This window comes from Sporacetigenium sp. TC11 (genome assembly GCF_058146105.1).
In genome coordinates, this window is the sequence record NZ_JBYVNY010000016.1 from 1 (window position 1) to 24,088 (window position 24,088).

Sequence of the window (24,088 nt, forward strand, 5' to 3'; positions counted from 1 at the left end):
AAACCTGATTTGCTACCATATCAAATCTTTTTGCATCTAATCCAGCAAACATACCATCCCATTTAGTTTCAACATATTCTGCTTTTACACCAAGACGCTTTGCTACTTCATTAGCTATTTCTACGTCGAAACCTGTTAAATTACCCTTTTCATCATGGAATGTGAAAGGAGCATAAGTTCCTTCAGTACCAATGCGTATTTTGCCCTCGCTCTTTATTGTTTCTAGTGAATTTTTAGATGCATCTGTACCAGCATCTTCAGTTTTTGGTGAGCATCCTGTAATACCTATCGCTAAAGTTAAAGCTAATATACTGCTCATAAATATCTTTTTCATTTTCATTTTATTGCCTCCTTTTTTATAATTAATATATTTAAAATTTTATTGCTTTTAGAGTAATTATCTTCTTATGCATTATTTATTTTCTTTATTGTGCCCTTATAATGCTCCTTTTATCTTAATTTTTCGTATAAAAAAACTTCTGCCTCGAAAAAATACAGAGGCAGAAGTTTAATTCCGCTGTTCCACTCTGATTAAGCATTAGTGCTTATCTCAATTTAGACACATTATTGTCTACTCTCTATAACGGGAGAACCCGTAACCGCCTACTAAATTTCAGCCTAACACTCACAGGGGCACTTGGGCTATAATCTTACATAAAACTCTCTCACCTATGAGTTCCTCTCTGTTATGATTCATATAGCTTACTTTTCCTGGTCACAGTGTTTGTGTATATTTAATTAAATATATTCAATTCATATCAATTTACTCGGTATTCTTCCTAAATCTTATTATAATTAAATCGTTAACAAAAATCAATAACATTTTTTAAAATTTTTATACTTAAAAATTAAAAATAAATTATGTCACTGTAATTCAGTAAAAACAAAGCTTTAACCATACTAAAACATTGTCAGCTTTATTTATACTGTTTCGATTTCTAATAAAGTCTTTTGAACTTCTTCAAACCCTATTCTATCTATCATATCCCCAAATCTTTCTTTTTTATTTCCATTTTCTTTATAGTAAAATATAGATTTTTCTACTATAGACATCATGTCATCCTTAGAAAATATACCTTCTAATGGTTCACCTAGTTTTGAACTTTTACCCCATTTCCCACCTAAAAATATTTTAAATCCTTCTTCATTTGGCTTAATTGCATTGAAATTACAATAACTTATACACTGACCACAATTTATACATTTATCGGTATCTATATATAGTGTTTTATTTTCTAATTTTGCTGCATTTACTCTACACGACATTTCAACAGAACATTTTTTGCATCCACGACATAAATCATTATCAAACAAAGGTTTTGTTTGACCCATTATACCTATATCATTAAGAGCAGGCTTTATACAGTTATTAGGACATCCTCCTATCCCAATTTTAAACTTATGAGGAAGTGTTACATCTCTTAAGCCTTCATAATACTTATCGTGCATTTCTCTAGCTAACTCTTGAGTATCACTTAATCCAAATTTACATACAGTTCCCTTACACGGCACTATAGGTCTAACTTTTGCACCTGTACCTCCGTTAAATAACCCTATTTCTTTAAGTTCTTCTACTACATTTTCTATACTTTCATATTCTATCCAAGGTATTTCTATTGAAAGTCTTGTTGTATAACTTATATATCCTCTACCATATCTCTCTGCTATTTCTGCTATTTTTTTAGTTTGATTAGTATTTGTTGTACCATCTTTAGTTACAATTCTACATGCAAAATACCCTTCTTGCCTTTGTGGTATAAAACCCATTCCTTTTAATGAAGCTTTTTCTTCCATACTGATTACGCTATTCATAGTTCCCCTTCTTTCCTCAAATTATATTAAGCTAAACTTTCCCCTGGTTGTAATACTGGTGGATTTATTTGAACAGTGTTAGGGTATTTGACTCCTGCACCTGTATTTAAAACAACTACTGTTTCACCTTCTTTTATCCAGCCACTTTCTCTCAATCTACGTGCTGCTAAAAAGCAAGATGCACCTTCTGGACATATAAATGAACCTTCTAAACTTGCTATTTTTTCTTGCTCCTTAAGTAAAGATTCATCATCTACTGATATTGCACATCCTTCAGTTTCATATAAAGCTTCTAAAACTAAGAAGTCTCCAAGAGCCTTAGGTACATTAATTCCAAATGCTACTGTTGTAGAGTTTTCCCAAAACTCTGAATGAGATTTTTTCTCTTCCCATGCTTTTACAATAGGTGCACAACCTTCTGCTTGAACTGCTACTAGTCTAGGAAGTTTTCCTTCAACCCATCCCATTGCTTTTAATTCTTTTAAGGCTTTGTAAATTCCAATAAGGCCTACGCCTCCACCAGTTGGATATAATATAACATCTGGCATTTTCCAATTCATTTGTTCCGCTATTTCTAAGCCCATTGTTTTCTTTCCTTCAATTCTATAAGGTTCTTTTAGAGTTGAAGCATCGTATATTCCTTCATTTTTAACTAATTCAGCTATTATTTTTCCAGCATCACTTATTAATCCATCTACTAAGTACAAGTTAGCACCTGATACTGCACATTCATTTCTTGTAATCTTTGGAGCATCAATTGGCATAATTATAGTAGGTTTAATACCTGCTCTAGCAGAATATAGTGACCATGCAGCACCTGCATTTCCATTGGTTGGCATTCCTAGTTCTTCTACTCCTAACTCTTTTGCCTTAGAAATTCCAACAGCAGCTCCTCTTGCCTTAAAGCTTCCTGTAGGAATAATTCCTTCATCTTTTATAAAAAGGTTATTAATATCCATATCTTTTCCAAGATTGTTAAAACTAACAAGTGGAGTCATTCCTTCACCTAACGAAACAACGTTTTCCTCACTTTCAACAGGAAGTAATTCATGATATCTCCATAAATCGTTTCTTCTTGAAACTAAATCACTACGCTTTAAGTTTTCTTTAATTGCATCTAAATCGTAATTTACAAGTAGTGGAGACCCGCATTCACATAGTTGGTTCTTATTTTCCTTATTATATTCTTTGTTACATTTTGGACAATAAAGATTTGTTATGTAGCTAAATTTCATTGTAATTCCCCCTTTATTTTAATTTTTTATATAAAAAAACCTTCTACCTCTAGAAAAATCCAGAGGCAGAAGGTTAATTCCGCGGTTCCACTCTGATTAAGCATTACTGCTCATCTTAATTTAGACACATTAATGTCTACTCTCTATAACGGGAGAACCCGTAACAGCCTACTTCTAATTTCAGCCTAACACTCACAGGGGCACTTGGGCTACAATTCTACATAGAACTCTCTCACCAATAAGTTCCTCTCTGTTATGATTCATATAACTTACTCTTCCTGGTCATAATGTTTTTATATATTTATTTTAATCTAATAAAACCATACCGATTTACTTGGTGTTCCTCTTGAATTTTATTATAATCAAATAATTAACAAAAATCAATAATATTTTTTATATTTTATATACAATTTAAAAGATATATAAAGCTACCGATAAATATATCGTTAACTTTACTTGCAAATGTTTTGATAGAGAATGAATCTAGACAATATATATTATCAAAAGGAGAAAATGCTAATAAATCTATAATCCAAATTATAGACTTGATAAATAAAAAGTAGCTTGATAATCAACTTATCAAGCTACTTTTTATTAAGGTCTTCTAGATGTTACATATACATTTTTATAATATGTACTATTTATATCAGATATTTTAACCACATCACCAGTTCTAGGTGCATGTATCATTTTTCCGTTCCCTATGTATATACCAACATGGTTTACACTTCCATTATTATCTGTATCTGAGAATATTAAGTCCCCTGGCTGAAGTTGTGACTTTGATACATATTGTCCATATTGACTTTGAGATATTGAGGTTCTTGGGATAGTTTTACCCATTGCATTTTTGTATACATACCAAGTAAGTCCAGAACAATCAAAAGTATTAGGACCTTCTGCCCCCCATACGTATTTCTTTCCAAGTTGCTTGTAAGCTAATTCTACAACAGCATCTCTTGCTTCCCCTCTTGATGGAGCTTGAGTATTTTCATTTGTATTACTTATATTAGATGTTAAATATGAATTTGAAACCCACCCTACTAATCCACCTGATGTTTTTATCTTTGTCCAAGTTCCACTTTTCTCTAATATATCTACTATTTGTCCACTGCTTAATGATCCAACTTTAGAATATGAAGTTGATGGACCGGTTCTTACATTCAATGATGATGCTGTAACTTTAGCTTTTCCTTGAGAAACTTGTGTGCTGCTTGCAGAATCCCCTTTGCTTATGTAGTCCCCTGATGCCCATCCTGTCTTCCCATCACTTAGTCTTATGTTATACCACCCATTTGCTGAAGATAATATTTCCACTTTATTACCTTTATATAACGTTGTTATTTTGCTATAACTAGTTCCCGCTCCAGTTCTTACATTTAATGCACTTGCTGTTATAGTTCCTATTTCTTGTGCATAAGATTCGCTTGCACTTACACCTAAGCTTAAAGCAGACAAACTTATAGCTGCAACTATAGTACCTTTGTTCATTATACATCCTCCTTGTTACGGTAATTTCTTACTTATTACAAAGAAGAAACTTTTCATCAATTTTCTGAAAACTTCCCCTAGTAATTTCTCATGTTTTTATAATAACGAAGAATTGTGGGGAAAATGTGTAGAAGATGTTAGATATTGTAATATTATTTTTGATATATTTATGAAAATCTCATAAGTTCCACACAATTTATGTTTATATTTATATCTATAATATATTTATTGCACGAAAGGAGAATAGAGATGTCTATAAAAAATCAAACTTTACATGTCAAAGATATGGTATGTAATTCATGCGAAAGAATAATTGAAAAAGATCTTAAAAAGTTAAATGGGGTTAAAGATGTTAAAGCAAGTTTTAAAACTTCAACAGTTACAATTGATTATGACCCGGATTGGTGTTCTTCTTTAGATATAAAAAAAACAATAACAAAATCTGGATATACTGTGGCAGCTACTTCTCATTCTAAGGATAATTCTTCACAGTTTATGGTTAATGCTATACTGATAGTTGGATTACTCTTTGTTATGACAAAACTAACATCAATATCTAACTATTTTAATATATCATCAATATTAGATTCAAATGTAACTTACCTTGTTCTTTTCATAGTTGGCCTTTTATCATCACTTCACTGTGTTGGTATGTGCGGAGGAATAATGTTATCTCAAAGTTTGTCTCAAAATAGTATAAAAGCACCTTTATTATATAATCTAGGTAGAGTTGTATCATATACAATACTTGGAGGGGTAATAGGAGCACTTGGATCTGTTCTTTCAATAAATACTAGCACATCAATTATAATTTACATAATTGCTGGGGTATTTATGGTAATTCACGGTGCAAATACTATGGGGTTCACAGTTTTTAGAGGTCTTAATTTTAGATTGCCTTTTCTTTCTAAATGTTCGCCAAATACGTCAAAATCCACTCCTTTTGTAGTTGGTTTATTAAATGGATTTATGCCATGTGGTCCACTACAAACAATGCAGTTATTTGCTTTAAGTACAGGTAGTATGACTCAAGGGGCTTTAAGTATGTTTATATTTTCAGTAGGTACAGTTCCTTTAATGTTAATATTTGGTTCTATCGCAAATTCATTAAGTAAAAATACTAGTAAAAAATTAATAAAGTTTAGTGGTGCTTTAATAGTAGTTTTAGGTTTAGTTACTGCAAATAGAGGTCTTGCATTAACTGGAATAGATTTAAATCCACTGAAGAACTTTAATAACTATATATCATCAACTGGTAATTCTGTAGAAGATCTTAATGAAGGCTATGCAGTTGCCACTATCGAAGATGGAGTTCAAACACTTAGACTTACTGCTGATTATTCTGGATATACTCCTAGCCTAGCGTATATTCAAAAAGGGATACCAACCAAACTTATTATAGATGGAAAGCAGATATCAGGATGTAATAATACTATAATTATACCTGCTTTAAATGTAGAAAAAGAGTTGCAAAAAGGTGAAAATGTAATAGAAGAATTTACTCCAGAAAATACTGGCAGTATAGATTATAGCTGTTGGATGGGAATGATTAACGGTAGTATTGAAGTTGTAGATGATATATCTAACATAAAGTAATTCATATAAACTAATTATATAAATAAAAAACCAGCATCTTATGAAGATGCTGTTTTTGGTTTTGACTATGTTTTTTATTTTTCAAAGACTAATCCAAAATGATATGGTAAAAGCTCAACCTGTTTTTTAAAAGTAAAACCTACCTTCTCTGCCCATTCAATAATCATTTCAGGTCTAGGTCTAATTTCAAGAGATGGCCATCTTGGAGTTTCTTCGTGTATCCAGTGTATTACCCTTATTTTCCCTTTATAGTTTAATGTGTCATAAACATGATGAAGCAATTTAACGGGTTCTTCACAGTGTAGAATATTAAATAAAGTAACATAATCAATTTCTTCTTTATACTTTTCTAAAGCCTTTGCAGTAGCTTCAGTAGAAATATCACCTTGAATAATATCCATATTTAAGATGTTACTTTGCTTAATCTTTTCATTGCAAATGTCTACCATATTAGCATCAATATCTATACCAATGGCAGTTCCACTCATTAGATTGGCAGCAGGTAGTAAAAACGTTCCATAGCCACAGCCTATATCAATTAAATTTCTAGTATTATTATCTATTTCTAATTGTTCTAGTGTTTCTAGAGGATTAAAGAATGTATCCCAAAGTTGTTCCGATGGCATTCCTGATTCTCTATATTTCATTTTAACAACCAAAATATTTTACTAACTAATTTTTAAACATAGTATTCTACATCAAACTCTTTCTTCATTTTGAATTCTATAAATACTTTATCTCTTATTTTTAAGAATTCCTCACTAGTTCTATCTCTTTTTCTTTTCATAGGTACATCTATTATATTTTTTATTTTTCCTGGACCAGGTGTCATAATAACAATTTTGTCTGCAAGAAATACTGCTTCCTCAATATCATGGGTAACAAATATTATTGTTTTTTTCTTTTTCTCCCATATACTAGATATTTCATCTTGCATGTTCATCCTTGTCATTGCATCTAGCGCTCCAAAAGGTTCATCCATAAATATTATTTCTGGATCAACTGCCAATGCCCTTGCAATAGCTACCCTTTGTTGCATACCACCAGAAAGTTGACTTGGATGATGTTTGCTAAATTCAGAAAGTCCTACAAGTTCAATAAATTCATCAGCAATTTTACTTCTTTCTTCTTTACTTATCTTTTTAGCTTCAAGTCCAAGCTCCACATTTTTCTTAACACTTCTCCATGGCAATAATCCATAGTTTTGAAATATTGTTACATAATTTGAAGAAGGTTCTTGAACCTTATTGTTATTAATAAAGATTTCTCCAGTAGATGGTTTATCAAAACCAGCAATTAAATTTAAAAGTGTAGATTTTCCACATCCACTAGGGCCTAAAAGACATATAAATTCTCCCTTTTCAATAGTTAAATTTACATTATCAAGTGACTTGAATTCTCCACCTTTATTGTTTTTATATATCTTTGATACGTCGTTAATTTTAATAAACATTTTGCTCCCTCCCAGGTTCTGAAGCAATACCCCATGTTTTTCCTACCCATTTTTCAAAAACTGTTATCAATTTATCTAATAGCAACCCAAGAACTCCTATAAATATCATTGCAGAAAGCAATATATCAGATCTCATTGAGTTTCTAGCATCTATTATTAAATATCCAAGACCTGATTGAACTCCAATCATCTCTCCTGCAACAAGGAATACCCAAGCTGACCCAAGAGCAAGATGAAGCCCAGTAACTATATTTGGAAATGCTGCTGGAAGTACAATTTTAGTTAATACAAAAGGCTGCTTAATTCCAAAATTTCTAGCAACTTTTAAGTATGTTTTATCTACCTTTTTTACAGCTGATACTGTAGAAAGTAACACTGGAAAAAATGCTGCTATAAATATTATTGCTACTGCTGGAATATCACCAATTCCAAGCCATAATACTATAAATGGAAACCAAGCAATTGGAGATATAGGTCTTAGTATTTGAACTATAGGATCAAATATATCCCAAATTTTTTGAAACCACCCTAGTATAAGTCCTAGAATTACTGCCAATATAACAGCACTAGAATATCCTACAAAGAACCTAAGTAGACTTACCTTAATATGAGTAAATAGCGTTCCGTTTACAAGAAGTTCCTCCATAGCCTTTATAACCATTAAAGGAGATGGTAAAAGAGAAGATTCGTATCTTCCAGATAATACTATAGCTTGCCATCCTATTAAAATAATCCCCAGTCCTATAATCACATTTATTAACTTTTTAAATTTGCCCATGTTATTACTCTGCCTTTTCAATTAATGAGCTGTCGACAAATTCGCTATACTTAGGAGGATTTTCTAATAACTTCATAGTTTTTAGGTAGCTTGCTAGTTTATCATAGTCTTTTTCATTAAGTTCTAAATCTGTATAACTTGTAGATTCTAAAGATAAATCAAGTACACTTTTATCTACCGACATATACTTAAGTGCAATTTCTTGTACTTTAGCATCTTTAGCTTCTGCTATTTCTCCTGCTTTAACATAACCATTTACAACTTCTTGTGCTATATCCTTATTGTTCTTTATAAAGTCATTACTTAATACTAACGCACAACATACTGAATCTGCCCATAATTCATTTGATTGAACTAGTGTCTTACCCTTACCATTTATTACAGATTTAGCTCCAAAAGGTTCAGCAACTATATATCCTGCTATACGCCCTTCTGCTAATGCAGCTGGCATTTCTGCTGGTGGAAGTTCAACTACATTTACATCTGAATATTTCATACCTTCGTTTTCAAGCATTTGGTATAATAATATATTCATTGTTGAAAATCTTTGAGGTATTGCAACAGTTTTTCCTTTTAAATCTGCTGCATTATTTATATCGTTAGCAACTGTAACATTAATTCCATCTCTATGCCCTAGTGCAACAGCCTTTAAATCAATTCCTTGTTCCTTTGCTTTCATTGCAAGTTGAACTAATACAGATGCACCGTCTACCTTACCAGTGTTTAGAGCATCCATTAATTCTGGCCAAGTTCCATATTTTACAAGTTCTATATCAACATTTTCAGGTAAATCTTTGCTAATTATTTCCTCTTCTACATATAAAGGTACTGAGTGAGTTATAGGTAGATAAGCTATTTTAACTACTTTCTTTTCAGATTCTGTTTCAGTAGCTTTAGTACTAGTACATGCAGTTAATCCTAATATTGAAATTAATGCAAGTGAACCTATTATAGCCTTTTTCAATTTTTTCATTTAAAAACAACCCCCAATTTTATAATTTTATTCCCAGCCAAGGGATTTTCTTTTTTCTTTTAAATCTTCTATTATTTTATTTGCTAGTTTTATTGGATCAACTTCTACATTCATAGTAGAACCTAATGTTTCCTTTGTTCCATAATATAAGAAGTTCATAACATTATCTGATCCCTGTACTGGTGCATGAACACAGTGATATGAGTTGACACCATTTAATCTAAAGCCTAGTGCTGCTCCTATTCCTTTTTCATTTGACCACTCTGGACTTGCAAATGCAAAAGGCATATCCTTAATTGCTTTTCCTGCTGCACCTGCTATGCCTCCAAACATTGCTGAAGCTCTAGCATTATCTATACATTCTCCCATATGCCAAACTGGTGGAAGATCATGTTGTAAGAAACCTTTTAAGCCTTCTCCTGTTTTTTCTAATGCTTTTGTATTACATAACCCTAGCTTTAATAAAGGGAATGAAGCACAACCGTTAGTTAAAACAAGAACATTATTTTTTATTAATGTCTCTGCAACATCTACAACTGCTTTCTCATAAATTACTCTTGGATTATTACATCCTACAAGATTAGCGATACCTAAGATTTTTCCACTCTCTAATGCCTCTAAAATTGGTTTCATTCCTCCAAATCTACTTTGTATATATTCAACTGAAAAACCAACCTCAGCCTCTACTTCATATGGTGGAATAAATACTGGTATATCTCTTCTGTCTGCAAAGCTTTCAATTGCTCTTGTAACTATCTTTCTAGCAATAGTCTTGGTTTCGCCTATATTAGAATGATCATGATTATACGCATAGTGTTCTGCACCTGGAAGTCTTGCTGAATCGCTTGTTGTAACCATTGTTGTCTTATGACATCTTGCAACATCCATAATTGATGGGTATACATCTTGAACATCTGCAACCCAAAGATCCAATGCTCCTGTTCCAACAACAAGTTCAGCACCAATTGCATTTGATAATGGAATTACCTCGTTGTATCTGTACATTGCTGCAAGACCAGAACAACATATTCCATAGAATCTAATTCCTTTTGCTCCATGTTTTTTAGCTAAGTTAATAAATTCTTCAGTCTGACCTTGCTTTACTATTTCGCTTACAAGAACAGGTAAATGACCGTGAACTGCAATATTAACATATCCTTCCTTTAATGCCCCAACATTCACTTTTGAAGTCATTCTGCCACCTATACCGAATAAGCTATCTGTTCCAATAGCAGAACCAACAACACCTGAGAACACAAATGAAAGGCCACATCTTAAAAATTGTTTCATAACATTTTCCCAGTCTCCATCTGTTCCCGTACCTGTTCTATGAAGTGCTTCAAAAACTTCATGATATGCTCCTATAGGAAGAATATCCATATCAGCCCAAACTTTCTTTCTTTCTTCAGTTGCAGCTGCTTGAATTGTTCTAAATTCTCCTGGTACAGTTCTTGATAAATCTTCTAATAAAATATCTGCAAGCTCTAATGCAAGCTCATTAATTGTCTTTCCTTCTGTATCTAATCCAAACTGAACTGCTGTTTTTTTTACTTTTTCTTCTCCTAAAATAGGTAAATCAAGTTTGCCTTCTGCTGCAAACTTCATGGCAAGAAGTACTTCTCTTGCATGAACCCCATGTGCTGCTACCCCTGCTGCCATACTTCTTAATAAGTTTCTAGCAACTATAAGATCTGCATCAGCTCCACATACTCCCCTTGGGCTTTTTTTAGTAATTTTACAAGGTCCCATGCAGCAATTTCTACAACATACACCTGCAAGGCCAAAACTACATTGAGGTTTTTGAGCATCAAATCTATCAAAAGTAGTATCACATCCTATTTGTTCCATACGTAACATCATTTCTTTCACTGCTGGATCTGGAGTTTGATCAAGAACATCTTGCTTTGATGCAAAAGTCTTTCTATATTCAGCTACCGCTTCCAAATAATCATTAACTTGTGACCCGTGATGATGGTGATGACCGTGTTCATCATGAGAATGTGTGTGATGATACCTGTGAGTTTCTTTAAATTTCATTGTTTAAAACCTCCCCATTTTGATGTCCATATTTCTAAACTTTGTTTAATTAAAATCCATATTTTTTCTACTAAATTAATATTCCTATTACCCTATGTGTTTACTAGGAATTAATAATTACTATTAAATTTACAGTACAGATAAATTTTTGTCAATATATATTCTACCTGCTAGAAAATATATTTTATTGTCAGTTCAGTGTTCCATCTATACTCTAAGTAATATACCATATACTCGTATAAGGTATATTACTTGTTAAATATATAATAAGCTGAAATTATGTGAATTTTATGAAGAACAAATATTTTTATCATTTTAATAATGAAAAAGAACCCTACTAAATAATCTAGTAGAGTTCTTTAATCTATATAAATTGTTTTAAGGGGCAAAGATATTTTTATTTATATGGCTTAAAACCTCTAAGCCTTAACGCATTAGCTAAAACTGAAACTGAACTTAATGCCATTGCAGCTGCTGCAAATATTGGATTTAATTGTGGGCCTCCAAATATATGAAGTATACCTGCTGCTATAGGTATACCTATAACATTATATCCAAATGCCCAGAATAGATTTTGCTTTATATTTCTTATTGTACTTTTACTTAACTTAATAGCTGTTGGAACATCCATTAAATCACTTCTCATAAGTACTATATCAGCCGATTCCATTGCAACATCAGTACCAGAACCTATTGCTATACCGATATCTGCTTGAGCAAGCGCTGGAGCATCATTTATTCCATCTCCAACCATAGCAACTTTTTTACCTTCTAATTGAAGTGTTTTAACTTCATTTGCCTTATCTTGAGGAAGTACTTCTGCAAGTACTCTATCTATTCCAACTTGTTTTGCTATTGCATTTGCAGTCTTTTTGTTGTCTCCTGTTATCATAGCAACTTCTATACCCATTTCGTGTAGCTTTTGTATAGCCTTTGCACTACTTTCTTTAACAACGTCTGCAACTGCTATAATACCAGCTAACTTATTATCAATTGCTATATACATAGGTGTTTTACCTTCATGTGCTAATCTATCACTTTCACTTTCTAAACTTTCTAAGGAGATATTTCTATCTACCATTAATTTTCTATTTCCTAATAATATTAAGCTATTTTCTATTTCAACTTCTATACCATGTCCTGGTATCGCTTTAAATTTTTCTACCTTAAGAATTGGTAAACTTTCTTTTTCTCCAGCTTTAACTATTGCTTCTCCAAGTGGATGTTCTGATCCCTTTTCTGCACTTGCTGCAATTTTTAAAAGTGTGTTTTTATCTACAACATCAGTCACTACTATATCTGTAACCTCAGGTTTTCCTTCAGTTATAGTACCTGTTTTATCAAATACTATAGTATTTATTTTATGAGCAGTCTCAAGTGCTTCTCCACCTTTAATTAAAACACCATATTCTGCACCTTTTCCTGTACCAACCATTATTGCAGTTGGAGTTGCAAGACCTAATGCGCAAGGACAAGCTATAACTAAAACTGCTATAAATATTGTAAGTGAAAATACTATGCTTTCTTCACTAAAGTACCAAGCTAAACCTGATAAAGTGGCTATAACAAATACTATAGGTACAAAGTAACCTGATACTATATCTGCCATTTGTGCTATAGGTGCTTTTGATCCTTGAGCATCTTCAACAAGTTTTATTATTTGTGCAAGTGCTGTATCACTTCCTACTTTTGTAGCTCTAAATTTAATAAATCCATTTTTATTTATACTTGCACCTATTACTTTATCTCCTTTGTTCTTTTCAACAGGTATACTTTCTCCTGTAAGCATTGATTCATCTACTGATGTGTGACCTTCTACAACCTCACCATCAACAGGTATTTTTGCACCTGGTTTAACTAATATTACATCTCCTACTTCAACTTCTTCTATAGGTATTTCTATCTCTTTATCATCTTTTATTATTATTGCCGTTTTAGGCACTAGACCCATAAGTTTTTTTATAGCTTCACTTGTTCTTCCCTTTGAAACTGCCTCAAGTGATTTTCCAAGTAATACTAATGCTATTATTATACCTGCTGTTTCAAAATACATATTTTCTACAGCTTCAAATTCTCCAATAGATATTCTATATGCTGAGTAGAAGCTATATAGTACAGCAGCTGATGTACCCATAGCTATTAAAGAGTCCATATTTGGACTTTTATTTAGTATAGCTTTTGTTCCACTTGTGTAGAATTTATATCCTGCTATGACTATTGGTATCGTCAAGAATATCTGTGTTAATGCAAAATTCATTGGATACATCATAGGGTCTATCATCTCAGGTATTGGAAGTTCAGGGAACGGTGGCTTTAACATCGGTCCCATAGCTATATAAAATAGAGGTATTGCAAATATCGCCGATATTATAAACTTAGTCCATAACGTTTTTATTTCTTTTTCTTTTCTTAATTTATCTTCGTCCACAGAACTTTTATTTTCTATTTCAAGAGCCTTATATCCAGCCTTTTCTATAGACATTTTTATATCTGAAAGTCTTATTTTACTTGGGTTATAACTTATAGCTGCTTTTTCTGTTGCCATATTAACAGATACATTTTCTATACCATCTAATTTTTTTACTACTCTTTCTACAGCTTTAGCACATGCTGCACATGTCATTCCCCCAATAGGGATTATTACTTCCTTAGCTTTCACTTCTTCTAAAACACCATAGCCAGCCTTTTCTATTGAACTTTTAATATCTTCATAAGTGGTTTTTGTACTATCGTATTTTATATTTAACTTTTCAGTAGCTATATTTACACTAGCAGATTCTACGCCATTTAATTTTTTAGTAACTCTCTCAACAGCTTTGGCACATGCTGCACATGTCATGCCAGTTACTTTAATTACTTGTTCCTTATTCATAAACTAACCTCCTTTTTAATATACCCCCATGGGGTATTTATCCTTTATCTATATAATAAAATTAAATTGTGTGTTTCTTATGAAGAAATAAAAAATAACAAATTTTTTATAAAACTCATATTATGATATTAAATACAAAGGAGGTATATTATGAATTATGTTGATGGTCACATATCTGGTGAATCATTATTTACATTAAATACTACCCGTATATGTAGAAACGATCCTGTTGATGTATCAGTCGAAATATCAGGAATGAGCTTTACTCATATGAAACCAAATGCAGTAATTTTAGTAAATATGAATAACTTATTTGATGGTATTGCATCAGCTTCACTTGTTCATTTTCCTATTAATGCACCTATATTACTTACAGATGGTAAAATTTTAAGTAAAGAAATATTAGATGAGATAATAAGATTATCTCCAAAAGGCTACAATGGCATACAAGTTATTTTAGTTGGCAATATTTCTAAAAATGTTGAAAACCAATTAAATAAAGTAGGATTAACTACCAATCATATAGTTGGACGTAACCACTATGAAACAGCATGCATGGTTGCTAGAGTAAAAAAAGATTCTAAAAACATATTGATTGCATCTGGTGAAAATCTTTCTGAAGGAACTCCAGGTGCTTTTTGGTCTGCCCATCATGGAGATCCTATACTATATGTTAATAAAGACGAAATTCCTCAATGTGTAATAAACACAATAGGAGAAAAAGAAGAAGTTAATATTTATATTATAGGTTCAACAAACACTATATCTAAATCTGTAGAAGATTTTCTATCAAAACTACCTAACGTAGGGCATATAGATAGAATTAGTGGAAGTAACCCTTATGAAATTTCAGTTAACTTTGCAAAATATAAGGATGACGAAACTGAATTTGGTTGGGGGAGAAATTATAAAGATGGTCATGCTTTTACATTTGCATCTCTCAATAATCCAATGTTCATTATTCCTGCAGTTTTGTTCGCTCATATGGGTAAACATACTCCACTTATTTTAGTGCGCCGTAATAATGTACCAACAGAAGTAAAAGAATATATAGAATCAGTTAAGCCAAATCCACCAATGGATATGCCAAAACCTCCATATATGCATGGATTTATTATTGGCTGTATAGATGAAATATCTTATAATACTCAAATTGATATTGAAATGTTGTTAGCAATTGAGCATAAAATGGATGAAATTATGATGTAATAAAGTAATATTGCACTAAAATAGCCCTTTTGAAAGGGCTTTTTTAGTGCAATTTAAGGATTTGAGAATATGGATAAACTGTTGTACTTTAAATCAATATCCTAATAGCTCCATTATAGCTTCAGCTTTTTTATCTGAGTTAAATTCAGCATCATCTACATAAAGAGATACAACAGGATAATTAGATCTTTCATAATCAAATACATTATCACTATCTTCACTAAATGCATTTGGATTTCTCTTCTTACATATTTTATTGTCAGCATCTACAAAAATCTCTACATAATTATTTTTGCCTATTATTTCTCTTGCGTATTCTCTGTCTTCTTTAAATCTACTAACAGATGTTACTATAGTTATAGTTCCACTATCAGCAAATAGATTTGCAACTTCTGCTATTCTTCTTGTTTGTTCATGGGCATCTTTTGCTGTAAATGAAAGGTCAGAGCTTAATCCAAATCTTAAATGAGATGAATCTATATAGTATACCTTTTTACTAAGCTCAAATAATCTCTTTTCAAGCTTAACAGCAATTTCATTTTTACCACAACCTGGTAAACCACTAAGCCAAATTACCCTTCCCTTTTGATTTAAACTATTTTCCCTATCTTTTCTAGAAACCAATCTCTTTCTTATTGATATATTCTTACTCTTTACTTCCTTAATTTCTCTTCTTAATGAATCTTCAACTTCTGAAATAATTCCACCACCACTTATATCGTAGTTATCAATAATTACGAATCTTCCAGTAGCCTGTAGGTCGCTAAACTTATCAAAACATATAGGTTGTTTTGTCTTTATTGTAACCTCAGCAACATCATTTTTCTTTATGCTGCTTAGATCTTCACTATTTTCTAATGTAGCTGCATCTATTATTTTATTTATTGAGATTACATCAAATTCTACTTCTTGAGTTGCAAGCTTTAATTTATATCTTTTATCTTTTAAAAGATTATTTTTACCAAGCCAGAACACATTTGCATTGAAGACATTGGCTACAGTAATAGAATCTTCCTTATGACAAATTATTTCCCCTCTTTTATTATAGAATTCATCTTCTAGGGTAATACCCACTGACATTCCTGCTGATACTTTATCCGTCTTGTCACTTTCCTGCCAAGACTCAATATATTTTACCCTTGTAGCCTTACCACTAGGATATACTACAATCTCATCTCCTTCTTTTAAAGTACCAGCCTCAATTCTCCCTGCAATTATTCTTCTAGTGTCAAACTTATAAACATCTTGAATTGGGAATCTCAGTGACTTTTCTTCAATACCTTTTTCTTTTTCTATATTATCCATGTTTTCTAGAATTGACTTTCCATTATACCAAGGCATTTTTTTAGATACCGATACAATATTCTCACCATTAAAAGCAGAAATAGGTATATATTTTTCAGGATATATATTTAAATTATTTAGAAACTCATTAAATTGAGTCTGTATTTCATAAAATCTTTCTTCTGAGTAGTCTACTAAATCCATCTTGTTTATGGCTACATATATTTTCTTAATACCAAGTAGTGAAAGTATATATCCATGTCTTTTTGATTGTTCTTGTATGCCTTCTTTGGCATCCACAACTAAAATAGCTGCTTCTGCACTTGCCGCTCCCGATATCATATTCTTTAAAAATTCTTTATGTCCTGGAGCATCTATAATTATATAGTCTCTTTTTTTAGTAAAGAATTGAAGCATAGTTATATCTATAGTTATTCCTTGTTTTTGTTCTTCTTCAAAAGCATCTAAAAGAAATGCATATTCAAATTCTTTTCCATTGTCAGCAGATATTTTCTTTACCTTTTCTATTGCTCCTTGTGGAAGCGAATTTGTATCATAAAGCAATCTTCCTATAAGAGTTGATTTTCCATGATCTACGTGTCCTACTACAACTATATTTAAATTTTCTCTTTCTTTAGCCACTTTTAGCACCCCCGTTTATTATATTTTTTACATATATCCTTGTTTTCTAAGTTTCTCTAATGCATGAGAATCTTCTTGATCCTGTGCTCTTCCTGATCTCTCAGTTTCATTAGAATTCTTTAACTCTTCAATTATTTCATCTATAGTAGTTGCATTTGAGTCTATAGGATTTGTACATGGAGCACAACCTAAACTTCTATATCTCTTACCATCTTTAGCAAAATATAAATCAACTAGTGGAATATTTTCTCTCTTTATATATTCCCAGACATCTATTTCTCTCCAGTTTATAATAGGATGCACTCTTATATGATTTCCTTTCTTGAAATCAGTTTTGAATTGATCCCAAAGTTCAGGTGGCTGATCAGTGTAATCCCATTCTGATTCAGAATTTCTTTCACTAAATACCCTCTCTTTTGACCTTGACCCTTCTTCATCTCTTCTTATACCAACAATAAGTCCTTCAAATTCATGTTCTTTCGTTATTTGATTAAGCCCTTCTGTCTTTAAAGCCTTACAGCAAACAAGTCTTCCTTCATGTGGTCCCATACCTTCTTCAAGTGCCTTTGTATTTGTATTAACTATTAATTTTAAGTTATATTTTTTTGCAACTTCATCTCTAAAAGTTATCATTTCAGGTATTTTATATGTGGTATCTACATGTATTAAAGGGAACGGACAGTTTCCAAAGAATGCTTTTTGTGCAAGCCATAACATTACAGTTGAGTCCTTTCCTATAGACCATAGCATCCCAAGCTTACCAAATTTCTTATAAGCTTCTCTTAAAATATAAATACTTTCTGCTTCTAATCTGTCTAAATGATTCATCTTTACTCCTCCCTAATTTTAAGCATTTTTTAATCCAAATTTACGACTTACAGAAGACTCGATATTTTCAAATACAACTCTATCTATTACAAGACCAACTACAATAATCACTACCATAATAGCAACTATCTCGTTTATATCATTATACTTCTTTCCATTGCTTAATATCTCTCCTAACCCATTCATTGAAGAAGCTATCATTTCCCCTGCTATTAGTCCTCTCCAAGCAAAAGCCCATCCTTGTTTTACTCCAGATATAATAACTGGAATAGCTGCTGGGAAAATAACTTCTTTATATAATGTATATCCCCTAGCTCCTGTCATTTCTGCTACCCTAATATAAGTAGGGTTTATATTTTTAATACCACTTTCTATTGCCATAGATACAGCAAAAACTGAACCTATAATTACTACAAATAGTATTGCTTTTTCATTTACTCCAAACCATAGAACTGCAAAAGGTACCCAGCATACATTAGGCATAGTTTGAAGAGCTCCTAATAATTTGACAAAACTATCTCTTGTTGATTTTAGTTTTAGGATAAATATACCTAAGAGCAATCCTATACCCAAGGAAATTAGATATCCAGTAAAAAGCCTTCTTAAACTTATCAATATAGCTATACCTAAGGTACCATTTTTTATCATTTTCGAAATACTTTTAAAAACTTCCATTGGAGAAGGAAAACCAATAAATCTATAAACCAATTCCCATATCATTATTATTATCATATAAAATAGAATCTTTTTCCAAATTCCATCCTTCATCATACTCTGATTTAGCAAACTTCTCCACCTCCTTTTTTAACTCTTTCATAATCTTTGATACCATATAGGTTACGTCTACATCACCTATTTGTCTTGGTCTTGCAAGCTGTATTTTAAACTCCTTCTTTTGAGAATCAAGACTTTCTGGCATAAGAATAATCCTGTCAGCTAAAAGTACTGCTTCTTCAATACTATGTGTTATAAATACTATGGTTTTTTTTGTGTTCCACCAAATTCTTTGAACTTCCAATTGAAGCAATTCCCTTGTTTGACTGTCAAGAGAACAAAATGGTTCATCCATAAGAAGTATATTTGAATCTAAACAAAGCGCTCTTGCAATAGCAACCCTTTGTTTCATTCCTCCTGAAAGTTCATGTACAAAACAATCTTTAAATTTAGTAAGGTGCATCATATCTAGGTACTTTAGTGCCCTTTCTCTTCTTTCGCTTTTGGAAACTCCTTCAACCTTCATTCCAAATTCCACATTGTCTATAACCTTTAACCATGGAAAAAGCGCATGTTCTTGAAATACTACTGCTCTATCTGGTCCTGGAGAATTTACTTCTTTTCCATCAAGAAGTACTTTCCCATCTGTAACCTTTTCAAATCCAGCTATAATATTTAGAAGTGTTGATTTTCCACATCCCGATGGTCCTAGTATACATACAAATTCACCATCATTTACAGTTAAATCTACATTTCTTAGTATTTCAAATTCCTTATTGGCACTCTTATATTTTTTACATACACCCTCCATTATTAGACTCATACTGTCCCCCCTCCTAAAAATTCGCGAATAAATTATCAGTACTTATTTGATTCTTTTCTATTAGTATTTATTACAGTTTCATTTCCATCTTTATCAATGATATGCCAGTTTAACTCATCACTTTTTTGCTTAATATATAGACAAGCACCATTTCCACCTATGTCTGCTCCTAAATAGTATTTTATAGCTGATTGATTACACTCTTTAAGACAAGCTGTACATCCCCAGCAGTTCTTCTCATATTTTATATATGCTTTATCATTTTGATCTTTATAGATTAATCTTCCTGGGCAAACATCTATACACCCACTACAGCCTACACATTTTTCTTTATCGATTTTTATACTCATGAAATCTCCCTTCTTTCAATTAAATCCCTTAAAAGTATTTGGACATTTCCATCTTTATATATTGAGTTAACATACTTCATCCAATTATTGTCATCTTTTTCTGGAAAATCTGCATTTTCTTGATAACATCTCCATCTTGTTTCAGTCCTAGCCATAAGATGAGTTATCAGTACCTTTGCAACATATAGACGATCAATTATTTCATATATGAAAAGTAGCTCGTGACAGTCATTTGCTTTAAGTTTTTTAGATATTTGAATTAGCTCATCTATTCTCTTATAAGCTATCTTTAGCTTTCTTTCTGTATAAATATATCCTTGAGATAAACCTCCTGCATATTCATCCATTGTCTTTTGCATTGCCTCTTCTACCTGATCTATAGTATAAATGGCATCTTCATTTTGAAAGAATCCATTTGTTTCACTTAACTTACCTTGTATTTCTACCTTATCTATTTTCTCATTAGTTTTGTTTTCTATATAACTAATGGCATGATTAGCAGCAATTTCTCCTTCTGCAAAACAACCCGTAACATACTTTTTAGGGCTACCCCCAGCTACATCTCCAGCTGCATATAATCCTTCTAATGTGGTTTTTCTATCTATATCTATCCAATATCCACTAGCTGTATGACCACCTACTATATACGGTTCGGTTCCTTCTATTTCAACATTTTCAGTACTTGGGGACGTATTACTGTCTACCCATCTTAATGTTTGAGCTGGTGCCATATTCAAATATGCTTTAAATAGCTCATTTTCCTGTTCATTATTTATGTGTTCAGTCTTTAAAAAACAAGGTCCTCTTCCATTTAAGTTTTCCATTACTGTTGAATAAAGTCTGTTAATTGTAGTAGCTCTTCCGTAATTTTTAACGTATCTTTCTTCTAAGCTGTTTACCTGAGGAGTTCTTACTCCTTGAGCAATAGTACCTGTAGGAGCAATTGTATCTTTACATCTTAGAGCTATAAACCGCATCTCAAATGTAGTCATCTCTGCTCCAGCTCTTATACCCATTGCATACCCCGCTCCTGTATTAAAAGGGCTATACCACATCTTATGTCTTGAAAATGTAGGGTTATTAGGTTTGTATATTCCAGCTGCTCCCCCAGTGCTACATATAACTGCTTTTGAGTAAATAACATAAAACTTTTCTTTATTAATTGAGAATCCGTAAGCCCCTATCACCTTATTATTTTTTAAAATATAATCAGTGATATTTAATCCATTTATGACTTGTATGTTTTCTTTTTTATTTACTTCACCTGCAAGCAATGGTTTAATATTTTCACCATTTATCTTTATACTTCTCTTTCCCCTTGAAACATAATTTCCATTCTCATCTTTCAAAATAGGAAGTCCTGCATCTTCTATCTTTTTGGTGACACTGTTTAGTTTTTCTGCTATTGTATATACTAAATCTTCTCTTATTACTCCATTAAATTCATCTTTCACATAGTCTACAAAAGACTGCGGAGTTTCCCCTTCTGTTATATAGGCATTTAATGCATTAACCCCTGCAGCCAAACATCCACTTCTTTTTATATTTGCTTTTTCAGCTATTATTACTTGTACATCTGATTTTTCGGAAGCAGTAAGTGCTGCAAAACACCCTGCTGCTCCTCCACCAATTACTAGAATGTCAGTTTCTAATACTTCTAGCTTTAATTTCATTATCTCGCCTCCAATTTTAGTAATTGAGATACTTTATAATTTCATCTACACACTCATCTAGGCTATTTAAATGAGTAGATACTGTTATTTCAGGATTATCAGGATTTTCATAGGGCGAATCTATCCCTGTGAAGTTTTTTATTTCCCCATTTCTGGCCTTCTTGTATATTCCCTTTGGATCTCTTTGTTCACATACTTCTAAAGGACAATCTATGAAAACCTCTATAAAATCTTTTCCTAATAACTCTCTTACTTTTTCTCTATCTTCCCTAAAAGGAGATATAAAAGTTGAAATAGTGATAATCCCAGCATCTACCATTAGTTTTGAAACTTCTCCTATTCTCCTTATGTTCTCAATTCTATCTTCTTCTGAAAAACCAAGATCTGAATTTAAACCATGCCTTATGTTGTCTCCATCTAACAAATAAGTAAGCTTTCCCATTTCATGAAGTCTTTTTTCAAGTACAGAAGCTACAGTAGACTTACCTGATCCTGAAAGGCCAGTGAACCAAAGAAGAACTGATTTTTGGCTTAAGAGTTTTTCTCTATGTTCTCTTTTTACATTCATATCATGCCAAACTATATTTGTTGCCTTTTGTTCCATTTAATCACCCCTTAGCATATAAATTTATCTATTTCTTAACAGTAAACTTCTCATCTGATCCAAAATCATAATATAAATCAGGATTTTCACTAAATCTCTCTATATTTGAGTACTTTTCTATTAAATCTTTTATTTCAAATGATTTATTTTCTAAAAACTCCTCAAAATCTTCAAAGTTTGAAGTTACTTTTAAATTTGCCAATTCTAATACAAATCCTGGTATTTTCTTTGCTGGAATATCTCCATAAGTCTCACCTATCTTTGCAATACCTGCTCCAAGCTTTCCTCCAAAAGAAACAGAATACGCAGGAACAAGGCCATCAGCAGTATTCTTAGCTCTTCCACTAAATCCAATCATTCCTTGTTGGTGCTGACCACAGGAATTAGGACATCCAGATATAAATACCTTAGGAAGTGCACTTTTAAATTTTTCATCAACTTCCTTAAATGTTTCTCTTATTGATGCTAAAAGATTTTGTGAAAGACAAAGTCCTAGTGAACAAGTAGTATGCCCTATACATGCAACAGAATGATCTATCTTATATATAGATGAAATATTAAAAGTAATATTTATTAGTTCTTTTGCATCATTAAGTTTTAAATCTCTTACAAATAAACCTTGAGTTGTTGTAAGTCTTATAGATACTTCATATCCTAGATTATTTAAGAACTCCAGAATTCTATCTAAGTCTTTTGAATCTAAATTACCACCTTCTGGATGAATATACACTGAATAATAACCTAACTGCTTTTGTGGAAATAATATATTTTTATATTTTTGGTTATCTTTAATAGTTTGATTTACTTCATCAATTGTTTGTATAGGTTCTCTATCTATAGTTATATCTTCTTCATATAATTTAAAATCTAAATTTGCTTCTGATTTGACCTTTTGAAGCTGTGAGTTAAATAATTCAAGGAATTTTTCTTCCCCTAGTCTGTGTAAAATATATCTTATCCTCGCCTTATGTCTATTATTTCTATCTCCTTCTTTATCAAATACTTCCTTCATAGCTTGTGCATAATATAATATATCTTTATCTTCAATAAAATCTGAAAGCTTTAATGCCATTATAGGACTTTTACCAAATCCTCCAGCACCATAAACCTCAAATCCTCTTACACCATTATTTATCTTAGCTACAAAACCTAAGTCAGCCATTGTAGCATTCCCAGTATCTTCTTTTGTATTTGAAAATGCTATCTTATATTTTCTTGGAAGCTGTAGAGCAGTAGGATCTTTCATAAGGTGATTTATAACTGCTTTCACATATTGTGTTACATCAAATACCTCATCTAAAGCCACCCCAGAAAGTGGAGAACATCCAACATTTCTTACTGTATCTCCACAAGCTCCTTTTGTAGTTATATCAACCTTTATAACATCTTTCATAACATTGTATATGTTGTTAATTGGTAGCGCTTGAAACTGAATATCTTGTCTAGTAGTAAAATGTATTCTTCCATGTCCATGCTTCTTAGCTGCTTCACTTATAGCTTGGAGCTGATTTAATTCTATAACTCCACCTGTAGCCCTTAACCTTACCATATATGTGCCTTTAACTCTCTGTTTGTAAACTCCCATTGCAACAATACGTCTTCTATATTCAACAACGTCAAGTTCATCTTTTTCACATAATTCCGCGTTTTTTTTAAACTCTTCTATATCGCTTATCATTTCATCCGTTATTCTAATCATTATTAAATCTCCTCC

20 protein-coding genes and 2 other annotated features are annotated in these 24,088 nt (G+C 31.9%); of the genes, 2 read left to right on the forward strand and 18 right to left on the reverse strand.

From position 1 onward, the window contains the following. The 4 genes from ACUSRV_RS16150 to ACUSRV_RS16165 all read right to left on the reverse strand — a co-directional run. Positions 1–340 (reverse strand): transporter substrate-binding domain-containing protein (locus tag ACUSRV_RS16150; protein ID WP_490143002.1); only part of this gene is annotated, 340 nt, incomplete at its 3' end. 153 nt (positions 341–493) lie between these two features. Then, positions 494–728, reverse strand: a binding site (T-box leader). A gap of 193 nt (positions 729–921) precedes the next feature. Then, positions 922–1,812, reverse strand: coding sequence for a 4Fe-4S binding protein (locus ACUSRV_RS16155; RefSeq protein WP_490143003.1), 891 nt, complete (start codon positions 1,810–1,812; stop codon positions 922–924). A gap of 26 nt (positions 1,813–1,838) precedes the next feature. After that, complete coding sequence (locus tag ACUSRV_RS16160) at positions 1,839–3,047, reverse strand: threonine synthase (protein WP_490143004.1); 1,209 nt, start codon at positions 3,045–3,047, stop codon at positions 1,839–1,841. Positions 3,048–3,105: 58 nt separating this feature from the next. Next, positions 3,106–3,342, reverse strand: a binding site (T-box leader). 299 nt (positions 3,343–3,641) lie between these two features. Next, positions 3,642–4,538: a C40 family peptidase gene (locus tag ACUSRV_RS16165; RefSeq protein ID WP_490143005.1), complete on the reverse strand. Its 897-nt coding sequence runs from the start codon at positions 4,536–4,538 to the stop codon at positions 3,642–3,644. Positions 4,539–4,787: 249 nt separating this feature from the next. Here ACUSRV_RS16165 and ACUSRV_RS16170 point away from each other — a divergent pair, with 249 nt between their 5' ends. Continuing rightward, positions 4,788–6,134, forward strand: coding sequence for an urease accessory protein UreH domain-containing protein (locus ACUSRV_RS16170; RefSeq protein WP_490143006.1), 1,347 nt, complete (start codon positions 4,788–4,790; stop codon positions 6,132–6,134). A gap of 74 nt (positions 6,135–6,208) precedes the next feature. Here ACUSRV_RS16170 and ACUSRV_RS16175 read toward each other — a convergent pair whose 3' ends face one another. The 6 genes from ACUSRV_RS16175 to ACUSRV_RS16200 all read right to left on the reverse strand — a co-directional run bounded on the left by ACUSRV_RS16175 (position 6,209) and on the right by ACUSRV_RS16200 (position 14,247). Continuing rightward, positions 6,209–6,781: a class I SAM-dependent methyltransferase gene (locus tag ACUSRV_RS16175; RefSeq protein WP_490143007.1), complete on the reverse strand. Its 573-nt coding sequence runs from the start codon at positions 6,779–6,781 to the stop codon at positions 6,209–6,211. A 32-nt stretch (positions 6,782–6,813) separates the two neighbouring features. Further along, positions 6,814–7,587 (reverse strand): ABC transporter ATP-binding protein, encoded by a 774-nt coding sequence (locus tag ACUSRV_RS16180; RefSeq protein WP_490143008.1) that lies wholly within the window; start codon positions 7,585–7,587, stop codon positions 6,814–6,816. Next, the gene (locus tag ACUSRV_RS16185) at positions 7,577–8,365 is read right to left on the reverse strand and encodes an ABC transporter permease (RefSeq protein WP_490143009.1); all 789 of its coding nucleotides are present in this window, start codon (positions 8,363–8,365) and stop codon (positions 7,577–7,579) included. The genes ACUSRV_RS16180 and ACUSRV_RS16185 overlap by 11 nt, the downstream gene beginning before the upstream one ends. 4 nt (positions 8,366–8,369) lie before the next feature. Then, the gene (locus tag ACUSRV_RS16190; RefSeq protein WP_490143010.1) at positions 8,370–9,338 is read right to left on the reverse strand and encodes an ABC transporter substrate-binding protein; all 969 of its coding nucleotides are present in this window, start codon (positions 9,336–9,338) and stop codon (positions 8,370–8,372) included. Positions 9,339–9,365: 27 nt separating this feature from the next. Further along, positions 9,366–11,375, reverse strand: coding sequence for an anaerobic carbon-monoxide dehydrogenase catalytic subunit (gene cooS, locus ACUSRV_RS16195; RefSeq protein ID WP_490143011.1), 2,010 nt, complete (start codon positions 11,373–11,375; stop codon positions 9,366–9,368). 397 nt (positions 11,376–11,772) lie between these two features. Continuing rightward, positions 11,773–14,247, reverse strand: coding sequence for a heavy metal translocating P-type ATPase (locus tag ACUSRV_RS16200; RefSeq protein ID WP_490143012.1), 2,475 nt, complete (start codon positions 14,245–14,247; stop codon positions 11,773–11,775). A 150-nt stretch (positions 14,248–14,397) separates the two neighbouring features. Here ACUSRV_RS16200 and ACUSRV_RS16205 point away from each other — a divergent pair, with 150 nt between their 5' ends. Next, positions 14,398–15,456 (forward strand): cell wall-binding repeat-containing protein, encoded by a 1,059-nt coding sequence (locus ACUSRV_RS16205; protein ID WP_490143013.1) that lies wholly within the window; start codon positions 14,398–14,400, stop codon positions 15,454–15,456. Positions 15,457–15,549: 93 nt separating this feature from the next. Here ACUSRV_RS16205 and ACUSRV_RS16210 read toward each other — a convergent pair whose 3' ends face one another. The 8 genes from ACUSRV_RS16210 to ACUSRV_RS16245 are packed head-to-tail and all read right to left on the reverse strand — an operon-like array spanning position 15,550 to position 24,073. Beyond that, entirely contained in the window at positions 15,550–17,382 is a 1,833-nt protein-coding gene (locus tag ACUSRV_RS16210) for a GTP-binding protein (RefSeq protein WP_490143014.1), read from the reverse strand. Positions 17,383–17,409: 27 nt separating this feature from the next. Next, positions 17,410–18,210, reverse strand: a complete 801-nt coding sequence (gene cysD / locus ACUSRV_RS16215) for a sulfate adenylyltransferase subunit CysD (protein ID WP_490143015.1) — start codon at positions 18,208–18,210, stop codon at positions 17,410–17,412. Positions 18,211–18,228: 18 nt separating this feature from the next. Further along, positions 18,229–18,996 carry an ABC transporter permease gene (locus tag ACUSRV_RS16220; protein WP_490143016.1) on the reverse strand — a complete coding sequence of 256 codons (768 nt, stop codon included), beginning with the start codon at positions 18,994–18,996 and terminating at the stop codon, positions 18,229–18,231. Further along, a complete protein-coding gene (locus tag ACUSRV_RS16225) occupies positions 18,908–19,747 on the reverse strand; it encodes an ABC transporter ATP-binding protein (RefSeq protein ID WP_490143017.1) in 840 nt (279 codons plus the stop codon). The genes ACUSRV_RS16220 and ACUSRV_RS16225 overlap by 89 nt, the downstream gene beginning before the upstream one ends. A gap of 35 nt (positions 19,748–19,782) precedes the next feature. Beyond that, a complete protein-coding gene (locus tag ACUSRV_RS16230) occupies positions 19,783–20,097 on the reverse strand; it encodes a 4Fe-4S dicluster domain-containing protein (RefSeq protein WP_490143018.1) in 315 nt (104 codons plus the stop codon). Continuing rightward, a complete protein-coding gene (locus ACUSRV_RS16235; protein ID WP_490143019.1) occupies positions 20,094–21,770 on the reverse strand; it encodes an adenylyl-sulfate reductase subunit alpha in 1,677 nt (558 codons plus the stop codon). The genes ACUSRV_RS16230 and ACUSRV_RS16235 overlap by 4 nt, the downstream gene beginning before the upstream one ends. Positions 21,771–21,786: 16 nt before the next feature. Continuing rightward, positions 21,787–22,374 (reverse strand): adenylyl-sulfate kinase, encoded by a 588-nt coding sequence (gene cysC, locus ACUSRV_RS16240; protein ID WP_490143020.1) that lies wholly within the window; start codon positions 22,372–22,374, stop codon positions 21,787–21,789. 28 nt (positions 22,375–22,402) lie between these two features. Next, complete coding sequence (locus ACUSRV_RS16245) at positions 22,403–24,073, reverse strand: nitrite/sulfite reductase (protein ID WP_490143021.1); 1,671 nt, start codon at positions 24,071–24,073, stop codon at positions 22,403–22,405. Between the last annotated feature and the right edge of the window lie 15 nt (positions 24,074–24,088).

Bases quoted from the DNA above. Each gene is read 5' to 3' on its own strand.
- ACUSRV_RS16155 (WP_490143003.1), bottom strand. From the start codon at position 1,812: ATGAATAGCGTAATCAGTATGGAAGAAAAAGCTTCATTAAAAGGAATG.
- ACUSRV_RS16160 (WP_490143004.1), bottom strand. From the start codon at position 3,047: ATGAAATTTAGCTACATAACAAATCTTTATTGTCCAAAATGTAACAAA.
- ACUSRV_RS16165 (WP_490143005.1), bottom strand. From the start codon at position 4,538: ATGAACAAAGGTACTATAGTTGCAGCTATAAGTTTGTCTGCTTTAAGC.
- ACUSRV_RS16170 (WP_490143006.1), top strand. From the start codon at position 4,788: ATGTCTATAAAAAATCAAACTTTACATGTCAAAGATATGGTATGTAAT.
- ACUSRV_RS16175 (WP_490143007.1), bottom strand. From the start codon at position 6,781: ATGAAATATAGAGAATCAGGAATGCCATCGGAACAACTTTGGGATACA.
- ACUSRV_RS16180 (WP_490143008.1), bottom strand. From the start codon at position 7,587: ATGTTTATTAAAATTAACGACGTATCAAAGATATATAAAAACAATAAA.
- ACUSRV_RS16185 (WP_490143009.1), bottom strand. From the start codon at position 8,365: ATGGGCAAATTTAAAAAGTTAATAAATGTGATTATAGGACTGGGGATT.
- ACUSRV_RS16190 (WP_490143010.1), bottom strand. From the start codon at position 9,338: ATGAAAAAATTGAAAAAGGCTATAATAGGTTCACTTGCATTAATTTCA.
- cooS (WP_490143011.1), bottom strand. From the start codon at position 11,375: ATGAAATTTAAAGAAACTCACAGGTATCATCACACACATTCTCATGAT.
- ACUSRV_RS16200 (WP_490143012.1), bottom strand. From the start codon at position 14,247: ATGAATAAGGAACAAGTAATTAAAGTAACTGGCATGACATGTGCAGCA.
- ACUSRV_RS16205 (WP_490143013.1), top strand. From the start codon at position 14,398: ATGAATTATGTTGATGGTCACATATCTGGTGAATCATTATTTACATTA.
- cysD (WP_490143015.1), bottom strand. From the start codon at position 18,210: ATGAATCATTTAGACAGATTAGAAGCAGAAAGTATTTATATTTTAAGA.
- ACUSRV_RS16225 (WP_490143017.1), bottom strand. From the start codon at position 19,747: ATGAGTCTAATAATGGAGGGTGTATGTAAAAAATATAAGAGTGCCAAT.
- ACUSRV_RS16230 (WP_490143018.1), bottom strand. From the start codon at position 20,097: ATGAGTATAAAAATCGATAAAGAAAAATGTGTAGGCTGTAGTGGGTGT.
- ACUSRV_RS16235 (WP_490143019.1), bottom strand. From the start codon at position 21,770: ATGAAATTAAAGCTAGAAGTATTAGAAACTGACATTCTAGTAATTGGT.
- cysC (WP_490143020.1), bottom strand. From the start codon at position 22,374: ATGGAACAAAAGGCAACAAATATAGTTTGGCATGATATGAATGTAAAA.
- ACUSRV_RS16245 (WP_490143021.1), bottom strand. From the start codon at position 24,073: ATGATTAGAATAACGGATGAAATGATAAGCGATATAGAAGAGTTTAAA.